Source organism: Hyalangium versicolor (assembly GCF_020103695.1).
GTDB lineage: Bacteria > Myxococcota > Myxococcia > Myxococcales > Myxococcaceae > Hyalangium > Hyalangium versicolor.
In genome coordinates this window covers 459409-477101 of record NZ_JAHXBF010000006.1, presented here as the reverse complement: position 1 = coordinate 477101, position 17693 = coordinate 459409, and the positions used below count along the sequence as shown (strand labels likewise).

The 17693-nt window shown below is 67.4% G+C and carries 13 protein-coding genes and 1 tRNA gene; 6 read left to right on the top strand and 8 right to left on the bottom strand.

Annotated features, from left to right (window positions below; all coding sequences use genetic code 11):
• Positions 1 to 15: 15 nt before the first annotated feature.
• Positions 16 to 2286, bottom strand: coding sequence for a M4 family metallopeptidase (locus KY501_RS15695; protein ID WP_224363817.1), 2271 nt, complete (start codon positions 2284 to 2286; stop codon positions 16 to 18).
• A 278-nt stretch (positions 2287 to 2564) separates the two neighbouring features.
• Between KY501_RS15695 and KY501_RS15690 the strand changes: the two genes are divergently transcribed.
• Complete coding sequence (locus KY501_RS15690; RefSeq protein ID WP_224363816.1) at positions 2565 to 3758, top strand: DUF1615 family protein; 1194 nt, start codon at positions 2565 to 2567, stop codon at positions 3756 to 3758.
• Positions 3759 to 3782: 24 nt separating this feature from the next.
• Here the strand turns inward: KY501_RS15690 and KY501_RS15685 are convergent, their stop codons facing one another.
• The 4 genes from KY501_RS15685 to KY501_RS15670 all read right to left on the bottom strand — a co-directional run bounded on the left by KY501_RS15685 (position 3783) and on the right by KY501_RS15670 (position 11291).
• Positions 3783 to 5243 carry a M16 family metallopeptidase gene (locus KY501_RS15685; RefSeq protein WP_224363815.1) on the bottom strand — a complete coding sequence of 487 codons (1461 nt, stop codon included), beginning with the start codon at positions 5241 to 5243 and terminating at the stop codon, positions 3783 to 3785.
• Positions 5240 to 6643: a M16 family metallopeptidase gene (locus tag KY501_RS15680; protein WP_224363814.1), complete on the bottom strand. Its 1404-nt coding sequence runs from the start codon at positions 6641 to 6643 to the stop codon at positions 5240 to 5242. Before KY501_RS15680 ends, KY501_RS15685 begins: the two co-directional genes overlap by 4 nt.
• A 115-nt stretch (positions 6644 to 6758) precedes the next feature.
• Positions 6759 to 10685 (bottom strand): DEAD/DEAH box helicase, encoded by a 3927-nt coding sequence (locus KY501_RS15675; RefSeq protein ID WP_224363813.1) that lies wholly within the window; start codon positions 10683 to 10685, stop codon positions 6759 to 6761.
• 12 nt (positions 10686 to 10697) lie between these two features.
• Complete coding sequence (locus tag KY501_RS15670; protein WP_224363812.1) at positions 10698 to 11291, bottom strand: hypothetical protein; 594 nt, start codon at positions 11289 to 11291, stop codon at positions 10698 to 10700.
• A gap of 141 nt (positions 11292 to 11432) precedes the next feature.
• Between KY501_RS15670 and queC the strand changes: the two genes are divergently transcribed.
• Positions 11433 to 12161, top strand: coding sequence for a 7-cyano-7-deazaguanine synthase QueC (gene queC / locus KY501_RS15665; protein ID WP_224363811.1), 729 nt, complete (start codon positions 11433 to 11435; stop codon positions 12159 to 12161).
• 16 nt (positions 12162 to 12177) lie between these two features.
• Here the strand turns inward: queC and queE are convergent, their stop codons facing one another.
• Positions 12178 to 12825, bottom strand: coding sequence for a 7-carboxy-7-deazaguanine synthase (gene queE / locus KY501_RS15660; protein WP_224363809.1), 648 nt, complete (start codon positions 12823 to 12825; stop codon positions 12178 to 12180).
• Between the two features lie 246 nt (positions 12826 to 13071).
• Between queE and KY501_RS15655 the strand changes: the two genes are divergently transcribed.
• Together KY501_RS15655 and KY501_RS15650 are read left to right on the top strand one after the other, a co-directional pair.
• Positions 13072 to 14109, top strand: coding sequence for a Gfo/Idh/MocA family protein (locus tag KY501_RS15655; protein WP_224363807.1), 1038 nt, complete (start codon positions 13072 to 13074; stop codon positions 14107 to 14109).
• 152 nt (positions 14110 to 14261) lie between these two features.
• The gene (locus tag KY501_RS15650; RefSeq protein ID WP_224363806.1) at positions 14262 to 14597 is read left to right on the top strand and encodes a hypothetical protein; all 336 of its coding nucleotides are present in this window, start codon (positions 14262 to 14264) and stop codon (positions 14595 to 14597) included.
• A gap of 126 nt (positions 14598 to 14723) precedes the next feature.
• Here the strand turns inward: KY501_RS15650 and KY501_RS15645 are convergent.
• Positions 14724 to 14796 (bottom strand) — tRNA-Phe (locus KY501_RS15645).
• 220 nt (positions 14797 to 15016) lie between these two features.
• Here KY501_RS15645 and nhaR point away from each other — a divergent pair.
• Entirely contained in the window at positions 15017 to 15910 is an 894-nt protein-coding gene (gene nhaR / locus KY501_RS15640) for a transcriptional activator NhaR (protein ID WP_224363804.1), read from the top strand.
• Positions 15911 to 15988: 78 nt separating this feature from the next.
• Here nhaR and KY501_RS15635 read toward each other — a convergent pair whose 3' ends face one another.
• Positions 15989 to 16183: a hypothetical protein gene (locus KY501_RS15635; RefSeq protein WP_224363803.1), complete on the bottom strand. Its 195-nt coding sequence runs from the start codon at positions 16181 to 16183 to the stop codon at positions 15989 to 15991.
• Between the two features lie 206 nt (positions 16184 to 16389).
• Here KY501_RS15635 and KY501_RS15630 point away from each other — a divergent pair, with 206 nt between their 5' ends.
• Positions 16390 to 17685, top strand: a complete 1296-nt coding sequence (locus tag KY501_RS15630) for a glycosyltransferase (protein ID WP_224363801.1) — start codon at positions 16390 to 16392, stop codon at positions 17683 to 17685.
• Positions 17686 to 17693 lie beyond the last annotated feature (8 nt).

The following is a 17693-nucleotide window of genomic DNA, read 5'->3' as shown; positions in this document are numbered from 1 at the left end:
GTTACGAGCGAAGGACTAGTAGGTGCCCTTCATCGTCACCTTGGTGTAGGCGCTGTAGCCGTACGAGCACGCGTACCAGGTACCCGCAGTCGGGCTGCTGATGGTGCACGTCTCGGTGTTGCCCGTGAGGTACGGACGGCAGGAGTAGGTGCTCGTCGTCGGCGCGGAGCCCTGGCGAACGTACAGGTCCGCGTCACCCGTGTTGCCCGAGGCGCCGACCTGGTTGAAGGTCAGCGTGCTCTTGCCGGACGGAACCGTCAGCGTCCAGCACTTCCAGGTGCTCGCGGAACCGGAGTACTGAGCCGTGGCCACGCCGTTGGTCAGCGTGTCAGTGCCACCGCCGGTACCACCGGTGTAGGTACCCGTCAGCGTCACGCCCGAGTAGGTCGCGTACGCGCTCAGCAGCACGTACCAGTCGCCGGCCGCGGGGCTGGCCTTGGTGCAGGTCTCCGAGGTGGCCGTGCCCTCCGACTTGCAGTCGTAGGTGGAGGTGTCCGGAATCGCGCCGGCCTTGACGTACAGGTCCACGTCACCCGTGCCGCCCGAGGTGGTGAACGTCACGCTGGTCTGGCTGGCGGGAACCGTCAGCTTGTAGACCTTGTCCGTGCCCGCGCTGGCGCCAATGCCCGTCACCGGCACGCCGTTGCTCAGCGTCACGACGGTCGGCGGGGTGGTGGAGCCCACGCCCACGGCCGCCCAGGCCGCCGTCACCGAGGCGATCTCCGCCGCGGTGAAGCCCAGCTGGGTCGCCGCCTGCTCGGTCGCCGTCTTCAGCGCCGCGTACTTGCTGGAGGCCGTCAGGATGTCCGTGTTGGCCTTGTAGAAGATCTGACCGGCCTTCTGCACGCCGATGCCCGTCACGACCGTGGTGGACTTGCCACGCGGGTGCGTACCGCCGCGCGACAGCAGGGTGAACGCCAGGTTGGCGATACCGGAGCTGTAGTGCACGTCCACGCTGCCAGCGCTGCTGGTCCAGTAGTCCAGCGAGGCGCCGTCCTTGGCCGGATCGTACATGTAGCGGAGCGCGTCACCCGGGGTGGCCGGCGTCCAGATGTCCTCGCCCACCTTGAACACGTCGTCGGTGGTGATCCAGCTGCCGCTCTCGTAGCTCTCGCAGAAGGCGCCGAAGATGTCGGACATACCCTCGTTGATGCCACCGGACTCACCCGAGTAGGTGAGGTTGGACTCGTTCTCCGTCACGGCGTGCGTCAGCTCGTGCGTGGTGACGTCGTTGTCCAGACCCAGCTGGGTGCTGTTCACGCCGTCGCCGTCGCCGTACACCATCTGGGAGCTGTTCCAGTAGGCGTTCACGTAGTTGGTGCTGTAGTGCACCGTGCTCTTCAGCTGCGCGCCCGCGTTGTTGAACGAGTCACGGCCGAAGTTGTTGAAGTAGCAGTTGTAGGTGCCACCCAGCTTCGCGTAGTTCGTGTCGACGTGGTTGTCGCCGCTGGCCGCGCCGCCCTCGGAGCGCTTGAGCGTACCGGGCAGCGAGGTGCCGTTGTTGGCGCTGTACACCGCGCGGTTGAGCGACGTGTAGACCTTGGGAGCGCGCAGGGCGATCTTCCCGTTGTCGGCGTTCACGTACACCAGGTCTTCCACGGGGATGCCGCCCTGCTGGCCCACCACGCGGATCTCGTGCGCCAGCACGAGGCTCTCGTTGGTGTCACGCACGTAGACCAGGCGCTCGGCCTTGCCCGACTTGTTCAGGGCCTGGGTCGACTTGGTGGCGGCGGTGACCGCGGCGTCCGCGGAGATCTGCGCCTTCACCAGGGTGTTCATCGCCACGCCGGCCTTGGTGTCACGCGCGTCGCCGTTGGCGGCGTACACGTTGCCCTTGGCGTCCACGTGGAGGATGAGCTCGCCGTTGATGACGGGCAGGCCGTTCTTCATCTGCTGGAAGCGCAGGTGCTGGTGGCCGTTCTGGTCCACCGTGACGCGCTTGAACGTCAGGTTCGCAGCCTGCAGGCGGAACACCGGAGCTACCGCCGCCAGAGCCTCCTGCACGGTCGCCTTCGCGTCCACCGCCGCCAGGCCCTTGGCCGAGCTGGAAGCGAAGCCGAAGTTACCCGTGATGTAGTAGGGAACGCCGTCCTTGTTGGACCCCTGGACGCTGGCGCCAGGCAGCACGCTCAGGGCCTGCTGGATGTCCGCATGGTCGTCCTTCGACTCGGCATTCGTCGACAGCTCATCGGCGTCCACCGGTTGCTGCTGCTCAGCGGTGCCGCACGCAGCGTAGGTGAGACCCATCCACGCCGCACAGAACGTCCTCAGAAGCTTATTGCTCAACGTGCTACCTCCTCGGGGGAAATACGAGCCTTTCGTGACATACAGGTGTCGATGAGATCAACTACTTTTTTGCGGAAGTAGCTTCTAACAATTTGAACAACAATTAGAAAACTTCCGCATTAAACAATTATCACGGCATATACGGGGTTCCGTTTTTGGGATTCCTCAACACCCGTGCGCTGTTAGGGGCGAGAGCCTCGTCAGGGGCTGGCGAGACCCACCCCAATACTCCGCGTGAAACGGAGTGTTTTCAGACTCACCACCGCGGACAGTATGGAATGAAGTTTCTATCTGGACTGCAGCATCTGGGGCTCGGTCTGGCTGTCTTGGGTGTGTTCTCGAGCTGCGGTTCACGCGTGGTGCGCGAGTCCGAGCCCCCGCCCGCACTGCCTGCGCGGCTCACGGCGAGCCAGGTGGCGCGGCTCATCCCCTCGCGGGTGAAAGAGCCCGAGCGCTGGAGCCAGGACGTGCTCTCCGCGTTGGATGCACAACAGGTTTACCCCTCGGCGGAGCCGGTGTGTCAGGTGCTGGCCATCATCGAGCAGGAGTCCGGCTTCCAAGAGAACCCGGTCGTGAAGGAGCTGCCGCGCATCGTCCGCAAGCGGCTGGACACGTACGCAGGGAAGCTGGGGCTGGTGGGGCGCAAGGCCCTGCAGGCGCTGATGCAGCACCGGGCACCGGGCCAATCGCGCACCTTCGAGGCCCGGCTCCAGGCAGTGCGGACGGAGCGGGATCTGGACCGGTTCTTCCGAGAGCTGCTGTCTGCCTATGAGGAGCAGTACCCGGCGGTGTACACGGCGGCGGATCTGGCCAGCGAGCTGTTCACCTCTCGCGGACTGCGGGAGCTGAACCCCATCACCACCGCGGGCTCCATGCAGGTGAGCGTTCGCTATGCGGTGGAGCAGTCCGATGAGGATCGCCCCGAGGCGGAGGTGCGCGAGGAGCTGTACACGCGCGCGGGCGGCGTGCGCTTCGGCACGGCGCGACTGCTGGGATACGAGGCCAGCTACTCCCTGCCGCTGTACCGCTTCGCGGACTACAACTCGGGCCTCTACGCCTCGCGCAACGCGGCGCTGCAGGCCCAGGTGAGCGAGATGATGGGGCTGCGGTTGGCAGCGGATGGGGACCTGCTGCTCTACGACGCGGACGGCAAGCCCCGAGACGAGGACAGCCGCACGCTGGCGGCGCTACTGGCGTTCCGTGCGCGCCACGCCCCCAAGCTGAGCGAGCGGCAGGTGCGCCGGGACGTCCTCAAGGAAAAGACGGCCGACTTCGAGAAGACGGAGACGTGGCGCGCCGTGAAGCAGTCCTACGAGCGGGTGAAGGGGAAGCGCCCCGAGTATGCCCGGATGCCCGAGGTGGTCATCCGCAGCCCGAAGCTGAGCGGAGACCGGACCACCGGGTGGTACGCGCGATCGGTGGATCAGCGCTTCCAGCGGTGCATGACCCGCTACCACGCGCAGGCACAGTAGCGAGCCACGTCCGGCGGGCGCCCCTCAGCGCTTCGGTGCGGGAGGAGGCGTGAAGCTCTTGTCGGAGAGCTTCATCTCCGTCACGGGACCATAGCGGCGCGCCACTTCCCGGATGGCGGAGGCATTGCCGAGAAGCACGAGGGTCAGGTCCTCGGGAGCAGGGAGCACTCGCTGGGTGACCTGGCGGATGTGCTCCCGGGTGGCTCCGGCCACGGCGGCAGCGAAGCCGTTCACGTCCTGGGCATCGAGCCCATAGAAGGCCAGCTCCGCCAGCTTCGAGGCCAGCTGGCCGCTCGTCTCGAGCGTGGGCGGGAACTGGCCCAGCACGTAAGATTTGGCCGAGGGGAGCATCGCCTCATCCATGCCGTCGCGGCGGTAGCGGGAGAGGACGTCCAGGGACAGATCGATCGCCTTCCCGGTGGACTCCGTCTTCGTATACGAGGAGATCGCAACGACGCCCGGCTGCGTCTCCCTCATGAGGATGGAACCAGCGCTGTAGCTCAGGCCAGACTTGATGCGCAGCTCCGTGTTGAGGAGCGAGGTGAAGCGTCCGCCGAAGATGGAGTTGCTCAGCGACACGTCCACTCTGTCCGGATCGCCGCGAGCAATGCCGGTGTTGCCGAGCCAGAAGTACGTCTGGGTGGCATCGGGCTTGTCCACCAGCAACACGCGCCGGCCCTTGGTGGCGGAGGTCGGCGGCGCCACGGGCGCGGGGGCTCCTGCACGAGCCCAGCCGCCGAGCGCGGCCTCCAGCTGGCTGGCGAGCTGCTTCGTGTCGAAGTCTCCGACGACCGAGAGGATGAGGCGATCCCCACCGAGCTGGGCCTTCGCGTACGCGAGCACGTCCTCGCGCGTGAGGGTGGGGAGCGATGCCTCGCTGCCCATCACCGGCCGCCCATAGGGGTGCCCAGCGAAGTGGAAGGCGAGGAAGTAGAAGTTCATGAGGCTCCGCGGGTCTCCATCCTTCAAGGCGGCGAGTTCGGAGGTCATCCGGTCCCGCATCTTCTCGAACTCACCCGCTTCGAAGCGGGGCCGCATCAGCAGGTCCGAGAGCAGCTCCACCATGAGCGCCGAGTCCCGCGTCATGAACTGGCCCTCCACGTGCAGCGCCTCGGTCTCGGCGGAGACATCGAGCTCGGCCCCCACGCCATCCACGGCCTCGGCGAACTGCCGGGCGTCACGCTTGCCCGCGCCCTTGAGCAGCAGCTCACCGGTGAGCGCAGCCAGACCTTCCTTGCCCTGAGGCTCTCCCAGGGTTCCTCCGCGCAGCCAGCCGCTGAAGGAGATGAGCGGAACATCGTGCTTCTCGGCCAGGATGAGCCGAGCCCCGTTCTTCAGCTCGATGACGGTGGACCTCGGCAACTGGACGCCCGGCACGGACTCGGTCTTCTTCGGCTCCGCAGGCTTGGTGGTGGTGCTCTGCGCCCCGGCTGCGGTCGTCATCAGCAATGCCGCCACCACGCCCCTGCACATGACGCTGCTCATCGTCCCGCCTCCTTCCCGGCCGCGGCCTGGACTTCACCCGTGGGCATCAACACTCCAACGGTGCGGTGGTCCGGATCGAGGATGCGCTGGGCCACCTTGCGCAGTTGCTCGCGCGTCACCTGCTCGTAGCGCGTGGGCACGTCGAAGAGCTTGTGCCAGTCCCCCAGGAAGACTTCATACGTGCCCAGGAGATAAGCCCGGGAACTATTGGTCTCCATGCCTCGCCAGAAGTTGGCCACGACGATGTTCTTCGCCTTGCGCAGCTCCGCGTCGGTGACGCCCTGCGAGCGCACCTTCTCCAGCTCCTCGCCGAGCAGCTTCTCCACGCGGGCCACATCCGCGCCCGGCGGCATGTCCACGACGAACCACACCAGGGAGGGATCAAAGGTGAGCGTGGACTGGCTGCTGACGTGGATGGCCACCCGCTCCTCCTCCACCAGCCGCAGGTGGAGCCGGGAGGACTCTCCCTCCGCGAGGATCTGCAGCAACAGCTTCAACGCCGGCACGTCCGCGTCCTTCGCATCCACCCCGTGGTAGGCCACCTGGAGCATCGGGGCCTGCGCCATGCGGCGCACGAGCACGCGCTTCTCGCCCTGCTGCTCGGGCTCCTTCGTACGCACCGGCTCGGGCGGGGGCTGCGAGGGGATGGGCCCCAGGTACTTCTCCGCGAGCGCGAAGACCTCCGCGGGAGTCACCGCGCCCACCACCACCAGCGTGGCGTTGTTGGGGGCGTAGTACGTCTGGAAGAAGCGCTGGAGATCCTCCATGCGCCAGGACTCGATGTCCGAGGGCCAGCCGATGACGGGAATCTCATAGGGGTGCGCGACGAAGGCGGTGGCCTGCACCTGCTCCATCAGCGCGCCCATGTTGTCGTTGTCCACCGACGAGCGCCGCTCCGAGTAGACGACGCCGCGCTCGCTCTCGATGATCTTCGGATCGAAGGACAGGTGGGCCAGCCGGTCTCCCTCGAGATCGAAGATGGTCTCCAGCGCGGAGCTGGGGAACCAGTCCATATAGGTGGTGATGTCCTCGGAGGTGGAGGCGTTGTTCCGGCCACCCGCGGCCTCCATGACGGAGTCGAACTGGCCCGGGCCGTACTTCTTCGCGCCGTTGAACATCATGTGCTCGAAGAAGTGGGACAGGCCGGTGATGCCGGGCCGCTCGTTGCGGCTGCCAACCCGGAAGAAGTTGAAGAGCGTCACGTTGGGGATGTCCTGGTCCGGCCAGACAATGACCTTCATCCCGTTCTTCAGCGTCCGCACCTCGATGCCCGCGCCCTGCTGGGCCGACGCGGCCTTGCCAGCGGGTGCCGATGCGGTCTTCCCAGGGCGCCCCTGCGCTCCGGCGGCCGCGCTCACCCCGAGCACCAGAGCCACGACGAGCCACTGCTGACGGTACATCCACCCTCCCTTTGATGACGAGCGAGCCCAACTTGTGGGCATCCCCCATATTCCCAGGAGTGGGCTCGGATGGCATGACCTCTTGCGTTGGGCGGGCTTCCCTGGCCCCTTTTTCTCACTCGTTGGAAGGACGAGAGGGTGAGGAGGAGAAGCGCAGCAGGGACATGAGCTGCTCGGGAGTGAGGGCGGCGGCACCATCCACCTCGGAGAGCAGGCTCGAAGCCAGTTCCCGCTTCTCGGCGTGGAGCGCGACGATGGCCTCCTCGATGGTGCCCTCGGTCACGAGCCGGGACACCGTGACGGGCCGGGTCTGACCGATGCGGTGTGCCCGGTCCGTGGCCTGATCCTCCACGGCCGGGTTCCACCACGGGTCCAGGTGGATGACGTGGTCCGCCGCGGTGAGGTTCAGGCCCGTGCCTCCCGCTTTCAGGGAGATGAGGAACACATCGCCCTCGCCGCGCTGGAACGCCTCCACGCGGGATTGGCGCTCGGGTGCGGGGGTCTGTCCGTCCAGGTACTGCACGGTGAAGCCGCGGGCCTCGAGTGCCTCGCGCGCCAACCCGAGGAGCTGGACGAACTGGCTGAAGATGAGGGCCCGGCCTCCCTCGGCGCGCAGCACCTCGACACGCTCCAGCAGGCGTTCCAGCTTCGAGGACTGCTGCTGGAAGTCGGGATCGACCAGCCGGGGATGACAGGCCAGCTGCCGCAACCGGGTCAGGGCCGCCAGCAACTCGAAGCGCTTGCCTTCATCGGCGCCGTCCCCCACTTGTGCCAGGGCCGCGAGCCGGACCCGCTCATACAGCCGTCGCTCCTCCTCCGAGAGCACGACCGGGACGAGGGTCTCGATGCGCGGGGGCAGCTCGCGGGCCACTTCGGCCTTGGTGCGCCGCAGGAGGAAGGGGCGCAGCACCCGGGTGAGCGCCGCGCGAGCCGTGGGATCCCTGTCACGCTCGATGGGTTCGGCGAAGCGCTTGCGGAAAGACTCGCGGCTGCCCAGCAGCCCTGGGAAGACGATGCGGAACAGGCTCCAGAGCTCCGAGAGGCGGTTCTCCACCGGTGTGCCCGTGAGCGCCACGCGAGCCTCGGCCTGGAGCCCCCGGAGCGCACGCGCACGCGCCGTGTCCGGATTCTTGGCCGCCTGGGCCTCGTCCACCACGAGGGTGGCGAAAGGAATGCTCGCGAGCCGCTCGGCATCCCGGACGAGCAGCGCATAGCTCATCAGCAGTACGTCCCCCGCCTTCAGCTCCGAGAGCAGCCGTTCTCTGTCCGCCTCGCGGTAGGACCGCACCCGCAACGTGGGAGCAAAGCGAGCGGCCTCGGAAGCCCAGTTGAAGCAGACGGAGGTGGGCGCCACCACCATCGCCGGCCCGGCCTTCGCGCGGTGCAGCAACAGGGCGAGCGTCTGCAGCGTCTTGCCCAGGCCCATGTCATCGGCGAGGCACCCGCCTCCGCCCCACTCGCTGAGCCGGGCCATCCACTGGAAGCCCTGACGCTGGTAGTCGCGCAGCTCCGCTCTCAGCGCGGAGGGCACATGGATGTCTCGCGCCTGGGCCTTGCGGATACGGGTGGCGAGCCGTCGCCAGTCAGGAGGAGCCTGAACATCCACGCCTGCCTCGGCGAGCGCATCCAAAATGGGCGCCGCGGCCTGACTCACCTCCAGCCCTTCGCGAGTGGGGTGCGCGAGATCCGCCAGGGGCGTGAGCCGCTCGCGCAGCTCCTCCGTGAGCCGCATCCAGAGGCCCTTGCCCAGGGGCACGAAGCGCCGGCGGCTCCGAAGCGCTTCCAACAGGGTCGCGAGATCGACCTGCTGACCCTCCACCTCCACGCTCCCCTGGAGGCCGAACCAGTCACGCTTGCGGAGGACTTCGACCTTCAGCTTGCGTGCATCCGGCGCACCGGACAGCCGCCAGGGATGCTCCTCCCATTCGACCCGGAGGTTCGAGCCAATGAGCGGCTCCAACCGTTCCAGGAAATCGAGAGCCGCTTCCGCCTCTTCCAGGACGAAGTGACCCGCGGCGTCCGTTGCCAGCACACCCAGTCGCTCACGGAGCGTGAGGGCCTCGGCGCGCTCGGCCTCCAGATCGCGATGCGCCACGACGCGCTCGCCGTCACGGAGGGCCCGAACCCGAGGAGCCCCCTCCCCTGGAGGCAGCAGTGGAGCTTCGGGCAAGGGGCGAACGAGCAGGGTCCCCTCCAGCGCCTCCTGTCCCACGTGGCGCAGGCGCAACAGGAAGCCCGGCTCGGCGGGAACGGGGCGGGCCTCCAGCGATTCAGGCAGAGATATGGGATAGGCAGCCTCCAGCCCTGCGAGGTTGCGCACCACGGCCGGGCGGGAGGACTCGGGCAACCGGGTTCCATATTCGCGCAGCGTGGTGAGGAGCTCGCGCGCTCCGGAAGTCACGGTGACCAACGTCAGCCGTGGCAGCTCGCGCTCGAACAGAAGCCAGGGCAGAGGCGCATCGACTCCGGAGGGAGGCGGCTGGAGCGCCCTTGGATGGAAGGCTTCGCCATCGAGGGAGGGGTGAACGGTGAGGCCGGAGCCTGTCTCCGAGAAGGAGAAGCCGAGCGGCGCCTCGCGCACCTGGAGCGGCTCATCCAGCCGCGAGGCTTCGAAGAAGCGGGGGCTGTGCGCCAGCAGCCTCAACGTCCGCAGCAACAAGAAGTAGCCATCGGTGGCGAGTGCGTGGCGAGAGGCGAACTCACACAGCTCGAAGGCCTCGAGCTCTCGCGGGTCCGAGAGCATCGCGCGGATATCATCCCGATCGCGCCAGCCCGCGGGCGTGCCCTTGGACAGTCCTCCTTTCTTCAGCGGCCGGTGGAGGTAGAGACGCAGCTTGAGCGCGCGGACATCAAGGCCCTCCAGGCGGAAGGTGACGTAAGACTCGCTGACAGGCCGCACCAGCGCCTGGGTGGCCTTCTCGAAGGCACCGAGGATCTCCCGCGCCGGCACCTCGAAGAGCAGCTCCGCGAACCGCACATTGAACTGAGCCTGCAGGGGCTCCGAGAGCATGTCGAGCAACGTGTCGATGGCGGAGAGGGCATGGACGCAACGAGCCTCCCCGCTGGAGGTGCACCAGCAGGACAGGGCGGCCTTGTCATCGAGCAGAGCGCGCGGGTCCACCGAGACACGCATCCGCAGCAGCCCGCTCCAGGGGCCCAGCATCTTGAGAGGAGTCGGAGGGTTTCCAGGCTCCTCGACGTACAGGAGCAAGGGCCGATCCTGCAGTGTCACATCGGGCCGGCCTGGGAGGAGCCGAGGAACGGCCTGCGCTCGCACCCGGACCCGTGCCCTCTCGAGCGCTTCCTTCCAGGGGACCAGCCGCGCATCCGAGGGAGGAGGGCGAGGTGTCTCGGCCCGCTGCTGTTCGATTTCGAGCCCCCGCCGGATGCGCTCGGCCTCGGCGGCGAGCCAGGTCCACACCGCCTCCTTGAGCATGATCTGGGTGGCAAGCCCCCGGACGTGGCGATGCAACTCGAGCGATCCATCCAGCGGGGACGTGACGGGCAGATGTTCGAGGCCATAGAGCCCCGGTGTCTCCCGGAAGCTCTTGGCGAGGAATGGCTCCACGACGGACAAAGGCATCCGCGAGGCGTGGGTGAGGTGGTGCGCCACCAACCACTCCTGAAGCTCCTTGGGCCCTCGCGGCCGCTCGGTGCTGGGGGGAGGCAGCGCTCGCTCCGAAACGGAGCCGCCCGCATCGAGGAAGGCCAGACCGAGCGCGACGGCGTGCTTGCAGAAGCCCTGGCTCTCGAATGTGGGGCATTGGCACTCACAAAAGAAGCCGTCCGCGTCGACCGAGATGGAGACGGGATAGGAGTGCCCTGGCTGTTCGAGGACCTCGCCATGGAGGGCATCGGGTAGCGCCTCGAACGCGGTGACGCAGTGCCGGGCCAGACACGACTCCCCCTGCTTGAACAGCCGAGGGCCTGCGGTCTCGAACAGCGATTCCCGGGTGAGCCACCGTCGCAGGGGAGCCAGGGCGTCAACGGAAGGCTTTGGGAGGGAAGATGGGGTGGAGGATTCGACCTGTTGGCTGGACATGGGAGCAGAGGGTCAGGAGGCGCGTTCAGTCGAGCCCGTGGACGGAGCCATCCGGGCCGGGTGGTAGAACTCCTCGAGGACGAAGTGGTGGTAGTTGGTGCTGTCGAGCCGCGTGGCGAAGGTTCGCGCCGAGACGCGCAACCGGTCGGCCACGGCCTCGAACTCGGCGCGGCTCACGTCCCGCAGGGACAGGTAGAGGCGCGAGGCGGCTCGGAGATAGGAGAACAAGGGATTGGGATCGACGCCATCGGGGCGCCGGCGCAGGAAACGGTAGAGGCGCTGGAACTCGCGGTCCCGCTCGGGCTTGCCCGTGGCGTCGCAGTACTCGGCGGCGGTGGCCTCGATGAGGATGAAGAAGGGCTCGTACTCCGGCGGTGGCGCAAAGGAGAAATCGGGAGCCACCGCCGAGCCCGTCCACAGGGAGGAGATGGGTTGGAGGGGGAGCCAGACGACGCGGTCCTCCTCATCCATCACGGGCACGGGGAGGTCCTGGTCCAGGGGCAGCACCCTGCCCTGCTCTCCGAGCACGGTGGGTATCCGGAGGAACTCCGGGCGGGAGGGGTCCATGCCCGCCCTCTCGAGCGCCTTGGTTGCAATCAGGTCCATGACCTTCCCCACTGGGTTGTGCGCATCGTACCCAACCTAATACCTCGGGTCGCGCGGTGCCAGCACCTGGAAGGGGTCCAGGCGGGCGGAGCCGAAGTTGGGCGCGCCGAGAGGGTGGAGCTGGGATAGGGTGCCGGAGCCATGTTCGCTCCCGCAGCCCCGGTTCCCGCTCCTTCAGCCCTGGTCCTCTTCTCGGGGGGACAGGACTCCGCGACCTGCCTGGCGTGGGCGCTCGCGCGGTTCTCCCGCGTGGAGACCCTCAGCTTCGATTACGGCCAGCGCCACGCCGTGGAACTCGAGTGCCGCACCCAGGTGCTGAAGGCCCTCCGGGAGCGCTTCCCCGAGTGGGGAGCGAAGCTCGGAGAGGACCACACGATTGATTTGAGGGTGCTGGGGCAGATCAGCGAGACGGCGCTGACGCAGGACATGCAGATCCGCGTGGCGGAGAACCGGCTGCCCAACACGTTCGTGCCCGGGCGCAACCTGATGTTCTTCACGTTCGCGGCGGCGGTGGCCTACCGGCGCAACTTGAAGGTGCTGGTGGGCGGGATGTGCGAGACGGACTACTCCGGCTATCCGGACTGCCGGGATGACACGCTGAAGGCGCTGCAGGTGGCGCTGAACCTGGGCATGGACAGCCGGTTCGTCGTCGAGACGCCATTGATGTGGATCGACAAGGCGGCGACGTGGAAGCTGGCCGAGACGCTGGGAGGCGCTCCGCTGGTGGAGCTGATCCGGCTGGAGACGCACACCTGTTACATGGGAGACCGCCGCGTCCTGCACGAGTGGGGCTACGGCTGCGGCACGTGCCCCGCGTGCGAGCTGCGCTCGAAGGGATGGGCGACCTACCAGGGCGAGCGAAAAGGCTGATCGCGAGACACAGGGCTCACGGGATGCCCAGCACCTTGTGGGTCTGGAGGCCGAGTCTCCACTGGGGGTGCTTGAGGCAGTACTCCAGTGCGAGTTCCGTGTTGCGGACCCGGTCCGGGCCATCGCGGGGCTGGAGGAAGAAGTGGGAGAACTCCAGTTCGGCAAACTGGGCGGGCTCCATCCCCTCTTGAGGGAAGACGAACTTCAGCTCGCTGCCCTGCTTCTGGACCACCTGGCTCCCGGCCTTGGGGCTGACGCAGATCCAGTCCACGCCCGGGGGCACGGGCAGGGTTCCATTCGTCTCAAGGGCGATGAAGAAGCCGCGAGCGTGGAGCGCGTCACAAAGCGCTGAGTCGAGTTGGAGGAGCGGCTCTCCGCCGGTACAGACGACCAGGCGAACGGAGCGTCCTGGGGCCTGAGGCCAGGCTGCGGCCACGGCGTCCGCCAGTGCCTCCGCGCTCTGGAAGCGCCCACCGCCCGGGCCATTCATGCCGACGAAGTCGGTGTCACACCACTGCGAGCAGCCGCCCTGCCCACGGCCGCGATCCCGCTCGAGTCCAGTCCAGAGGTTGCACCCGGAGAAGCGAAGGAAGACGGCCGCCTTGCCCGCCTGAGCTCCCTCTCCCTGAAGCGTGTAGAAGATCTCCTTGACCGCGTAGCTCATGGCTGCTGCCTGCGCTCCTCCGCCTGAGGCGCTCTTATCTACCACTGGGTAGGTCCCCGCGCTTCCATCCTGAGAGGATGAAACTCGCGAGCAGCCGCCGAGACGGCTCACGCATCCCCGCCTGGCCGCCCCGGAGTCGGGCTGGATTCTCTCCACGTCGCGCGCCCGGTCTTCAACTCCCCGCCTGGGGTGGGCTGTCGCGAGGAAGAGGGGCTGTTTCGGGGAGCCGCTGGTAGGTTCGCGCGCATGAGCTCCTTTCCCTCAGCCCTGCCCGAACCCGACTTCACTCCGCTGCGAGGGGGGCGCGCGCTGCGCTGGGGGATTCTCGCGCCGGGCCGGATCGCGGGGGGCTTCGCCTGGGCACTCCATCGCCACACCGACCAGCGCGTCCAGGCCGTGGCCTCCCGAGAACTCGATCGCGCCCGGAGCTTCGCGGCGACGTATGAAATCCCGCACGCATACGGCTCCTACGAGCAACTCGTCTCCGATCCCGGGGTCGACATCGTCTACATCGCGTCGCCGCACAGCGAGCACAAGCGCCAGGCCCTGCTCGCCATCGCCGCGGGCAAACACGTGCTCGTGGAGAAGCCCTTGGCGCTCACGGCCGCCGAGGCGCGGGAGATTGCCGCGGCAGCGCGCGCGGCCGGAGTGTTCGCCATGGAAGCCATGTGGTCCCGCTTCCTGCCCCAGACGACCCTTATCGACCGGCTGCTGCGGGACGGCGTGCTCGGAGATGTGCGCCTCGTCATGGCGGACTTCGGCGTCCGCTGCGACTTCGATCCCGAGAGCCGCATGTTCAACCCCGCGCTCGGCGGCGGTGCCCTCCTCGACCTCGCGATCTATCCGATCTGGTTCGCGCACTTCGCGCTCGGCGCACCCTCGAGGGTGCTCGCAACGGGCGAACTCGCCAGAACGGGAGTGGATGGACAGACAGCCCTGGTGCTCACCACGGCCACGGGGGCACAGGCGCTCCTGCACACGACGCTCTTCGCATGGACCCCCAACGAGGCGACCCTGAGCGGCTCGCTCGCGCGCCTCCATGTGGAGGCACGGTTCATCGCCCCCGGTGGTTTCACGCTGGCGGATTCTCGCTCCGAGGCGCGGCTGCGATGGACCGATGGATCTGGGGTACGCGGGAGCGAGGCTCTTGCCTATCAAGCGTCGGCAGTGGCCCAGCACATCGCGGATGGGCTCACCGAATCGCCGCTGCACCCGCTCGATCGAACCATCGCCGTGCTCGAAACGATCGACGAGGCGCGACGGCAGGTCGGCTACGCGCCCTGACCTTGGAACGCACGTACGTCGAGTTGGGAAGCAGCCCCCCTCAGCCACCCAAGAAACGTGCGGCCCCTTGGGTGCCTCCTGCAGGTGTAGCCCCTGCTACCCAGGTTTCCTGCCAGAGGCAGCGCGTCCTCGGATGACACGGGAGACACACCATGAAGTTCACGAACCGGAAGCGGCTCGTCACCGGCTTGCTGGCTGGCACCTTTATGTTCATCGGGTGCACTGCGAGCACCCCCACCGTGCGCAAGAGCCCCTATGGGAACAACACGAACGCGGGCGCCGGACATATCAGCAAGACCAAGGCGTCGGATGACAACCTCCGCATGCCGCTGGAGGATCCGCTGCGCACGAAGGAGCACGAGAGCATCCGCGACGCGGAGGTCGAGCCAGCCGCCTCGGAGAGCGAGCAACCCGGCGTCGGCACGGGAGGCTCCGGCAACACGAGCCCGTCTTCACCCCCGCAGGAATACCGCTGCCCACTCGAATAAAACCCGGTCCACAACTGCGCGATGGGCGCAGCCCTGGCACCCTGAGGCGACGGTCCGCCAGGCTGCGGGCAAAAAACAAAGGGCCTCGAACCGAAGTCCAAGGCCCTGAAATCTCTTCGCTTTTTGTGCCCAGGGGCGGAATCGAACCACCGACACGGGGATTTTCAGTCCCCTGCTCTACCAACTGAGCTACCTGGGCGGGTCGCTGCGAAAGCAGCGCCGATTTACGGGGACTCCTCTCCCACGTCAAGCGCCTTCTGCGGACCCCCTCCCCCTCTCCGCTTGCCCGCCTGGGTTCACTTTTTCACCCTCTACCTCTGTCGAGCATGTGCCCAAAACCACGGTTGCCGGGTCACTCAAATCGAAACCCTTCGATTTTTTCGTGAATCCATGAGGGGTCCTGCCCCATTGAGGTACCCGTGAGCTGGCTCAACTACCACCACCTCCTCTATTTCTGGACCGTCGCCCGCGCTGGCACCATCGCCAAGGCGGGCGAGGAGCTCCATCTGGCCCAGCCCACCATCAGCAGCCAGATCAAGCTCCTCGAGGAGTCCCTGGGCCACAAGCTCTTCGAACGCCAGGGCCGCAAGCTCGTCCTCACCGATGTCGGCCGGACCGTCATGCGCTACGCCGATGAGATCTTCCGCCTCGGCAACGAGCTCAAAAACGTCGTCGGAGGTCTCCCTTCCGGCCAACAGGTCCGCCTCCAAGTCGGCGTCGCCGATGTCGTCCCCAAGGCTGTCGCCGAGCGCCTGCTCCAACCCGCCCTCGACATCGGCCCCCTGCGCCTCGTCTGCCGCGAGGGCCCCCTGCCCCAGCTCCTGGCCTCGCTCGCCCTCCATGAGCTCGATGTGGTCATCGCCGACGCCCCGGGATCCGAACCCGTCAGCGTCCGCGCCTTCAACCACCTGCTCGGCAAGTGCGGCCTGTCCTTCTTCGCCGCCCCCTCGCACTCCCACCTCAAGAAGGACTTCCCTCACTCCCTGGACGGCGCTCCCATGCTCATGCCGTCCGAGGCCAGCTCGGTCCGCCACTCGCTCGATCTCTGGTTCGAGGCCCAGAGCGTTCACCCCACCGTCGTCGGCGACTTCGACGACAGCGCGCTCCTCAATGCCTTCGGGCAGCGCGGGCTCGGCGTCTTCGCCATGCCCTCCGTCATCGAGGACGAGGTCGCTCGCCAGCTCGATGTCTCGGTCATCGGCCGCACCCACGAGATCGAGAACTGCTTCTACGCCATCACCGTCGAGCGCCGCCTGCGGCACCCCGCGGTCGTTGCCATCGCCGAAGCCGCTCGCTCCAACATCTTCCAGTAGTGGCTCCTCCAGACCCGCGGGCCCCGGGCTCGAAATGCCTCGAAGCCCGCGGCCCCGGAATGGGAGCTCACTCTGTTGTCAGCCTGATACACCCGCGTCCACGGGCGCGGTGATGGGCCCCGCAGGGCCGGGGGGCTCCGCGGGCACGCTCTGGACGGGTTCCGGCCCCACCTGATCGATGGGCATCTGGTTCTCCGTCCCCGGTGGCTGGGTCGTACGGCAGGCAATGGCCACGGCGGCCAGGACGGCGGCGATGAGTACGGCACGGCGCATGGTTTCTCCTCCGAGATTCCCGACCCTAGGAATCGCCTCCCTGCCAGGCAACGCGCCACTCAGCCTTTCGTTCGGCATCGGATGAGCATGCGGCCGTTCGGGCCTCCGGGCTCCGGGGCGCCCGCCCAGCTTGCCGCCCTTCACCGCTGGTGCTCCTGCCCGGAGTGGTCACCTTCCTCAGGACCTCTCCCTCGCTGGAGCGCCAGATGCTGGACCTCGTCGATCTCGGCAAGCGATCGTTCTCCGCCTTCCGGGGCATCGCGCCCCAGGAACAGCTCGACGAGGTGCTTCACCTCGCCCAGCGCCTGCGCGGTGTCCGCTGCCTCCACCTCAATGCCACGCCCTACGGTGGAGGAGTCTCGGAGCTGCTCCGCTCGGGCGTCCCCCTGCTCAACGACCTGGGGATTGTCACCGACTGGAAGATCATCCGTGGCGACCAAGCCTTCTTCCAGATCACCAAGCGGCTCCACAACGCGCTCCAGGGCGCACCCGGTGAGTTCTCCGAGTCGGACAAGGCCACCTACCTGGCCCACTCACGGCTCAACGCCAACAGCCTGTCGGAGGGTGACTACGACTTCATCGTCGTCCACGACCCTCAGCCCGCCGCCCTGCCCATGATCGGGGGCCGCAAGGGCGCCCGGTGGGTCTGGCGCTGCCACATCGACACCTCGCGCCCCAACCCCGAGGCCTGGGAGTTCCTCCGCCCCTTCCTCAGCTCCTACGACGCCGCCATCTTCACGCTCCCCGAGTTCATCCCTCCGCGCTTCCCCATCTCGCATGTGGCCATCCACTCGCCGGCCATCGACCCGCTCAGTCCCAAAAACCTCCCGCTGCCAGAGGAGCTCGCGCGCCACATCCTCGAGTGGATCGGCGTGCGGCTGAGCCGCCCTCTCGTCACGCAGATCAGCCGCTTCGATCCGTGGAAGGATCCGATGGGCGTCATCGCCGCCTACCGGCGTGTGCGGGAGCGCGTCCCGGAGCTACAGCTGGCCATGGTGGGCTCGCTCGCCCTGGATGATCCCGAGGGGTGGGATGTCTACCGGGAGATTCGCGATGCCACGGCCAACGACAACCTCATCCACATCTTCACCAACCTGGTGGGCGTGGGGAACATCGAGGTCAACGCCTTCCAGGCGCTCTCGAACGTCGTCATCCAGAAGTCCATCCGCGAGGGCTTCGGGCTCGTGGTCTCCGAGGCGCTTTGGAAGGGCACTCCCGTCGTGGCCGGGCGCGCCGGGGGCATTCCGCTGCAGATGCCCGAGGGCACGGGCGGCATCCTGGTGGACAGCGTCGACGAGTGCGCGGAGGCGGTGCTGCACCTGCTGAAGCACCCCCGGGAGGCCCACCGTCTGGGCGAGCAGGGACGCGAGCACGTGCGCCGTCACTTCCTCGTGCCCCGGCTGCTGCTGGACTTCCTGCACCTGCTGGACTCACTGGTGCAGGAGAAACCCGTCGAACCCCGGGGATTGGCCCTGGCGTCTCAGCCCTCCGCCTCGCCGTGAGCGGGCTT

Bases quoted from the DNA above. Each gene is read 5' to 3' on its own strand.
- KY501_RS15670 (WP_224363812.1), bottom strand. From the start codon at position 11,291: ATGGACCTGATTGCAACCAAGGCGCTCGAGAGGGCGGGCATGGACCCC.
- KY501_RS15650 (WP_224363806.1), top strand. From the start codon at position 14,262: ATGAAGTTCACGAACCGGAAGCGGCTCGTCACCGGCTTGCTGGCTGGC.
- KY501_RS15690 (WP_224363816.1), top strand. From the start codon at position 2,565: ATGAAGTTTCTATCTGGACTGCAGCATCTGGGGCTCGGTCTGGCTGTC.
- queC (WP_224363811.1), top strand. From the start codon at position 11,433: ATGTTCGCTCCCGCAGCCCCGGTTCCCGCTCCTTCAGCCCTGGTCCTC.
- KY501_RS15655 (WP_224363807.1), top strand. From the start codon at position 13,072: ATGAGCTCCTTTCCCTCAGCCCTGCCCGAACCCGACTTCACTCCGCTG.
- queE (WP_224363809.1), bottom strand. From the start codon at position 12,825: ATGAGCTACGCGGTCAAGGAGATCTTCTACACGCTTCAGGGAGAGGGA.
- KY501_RS15630 (WP_224363801.1), top strand. From the start codon at position 16,390: ATGCTGGACCTCGTCGATCTCGGCAAGCGATCGTTCTCCGCCTTCCGG.
- KY501_RS15675 (WP_224363813.1), bottom strand. From the start codon at position 10,685: ATGTCCAGCCAACAGGTCGAATCCTCCACCCCATCTTCCCTCCCAAAG.
- KY501_RS15635 (WP_224363803.1), bottom strand. From the start codon at position 16,183: ATGCGCCGTGCCGTACTCATCGCCGCCGTCCTGGCCGCCGTGGCCATT.
- KY501_RS15685 (WP_224363815.1), bottom strand. From the start codon at position 5,243: ATGAGCAGCGTCATGTGCAGGGGCGTGGTGGCGGCATTGCTGATGACG.
- KY501_RS15680 (WP_224363814.1), bottom strand. From the start codon at position 6,643: ATGTACCGTCAGCAGTGGCTCGTCGTGGCTCTGGTGCTCGGGGTGAGC.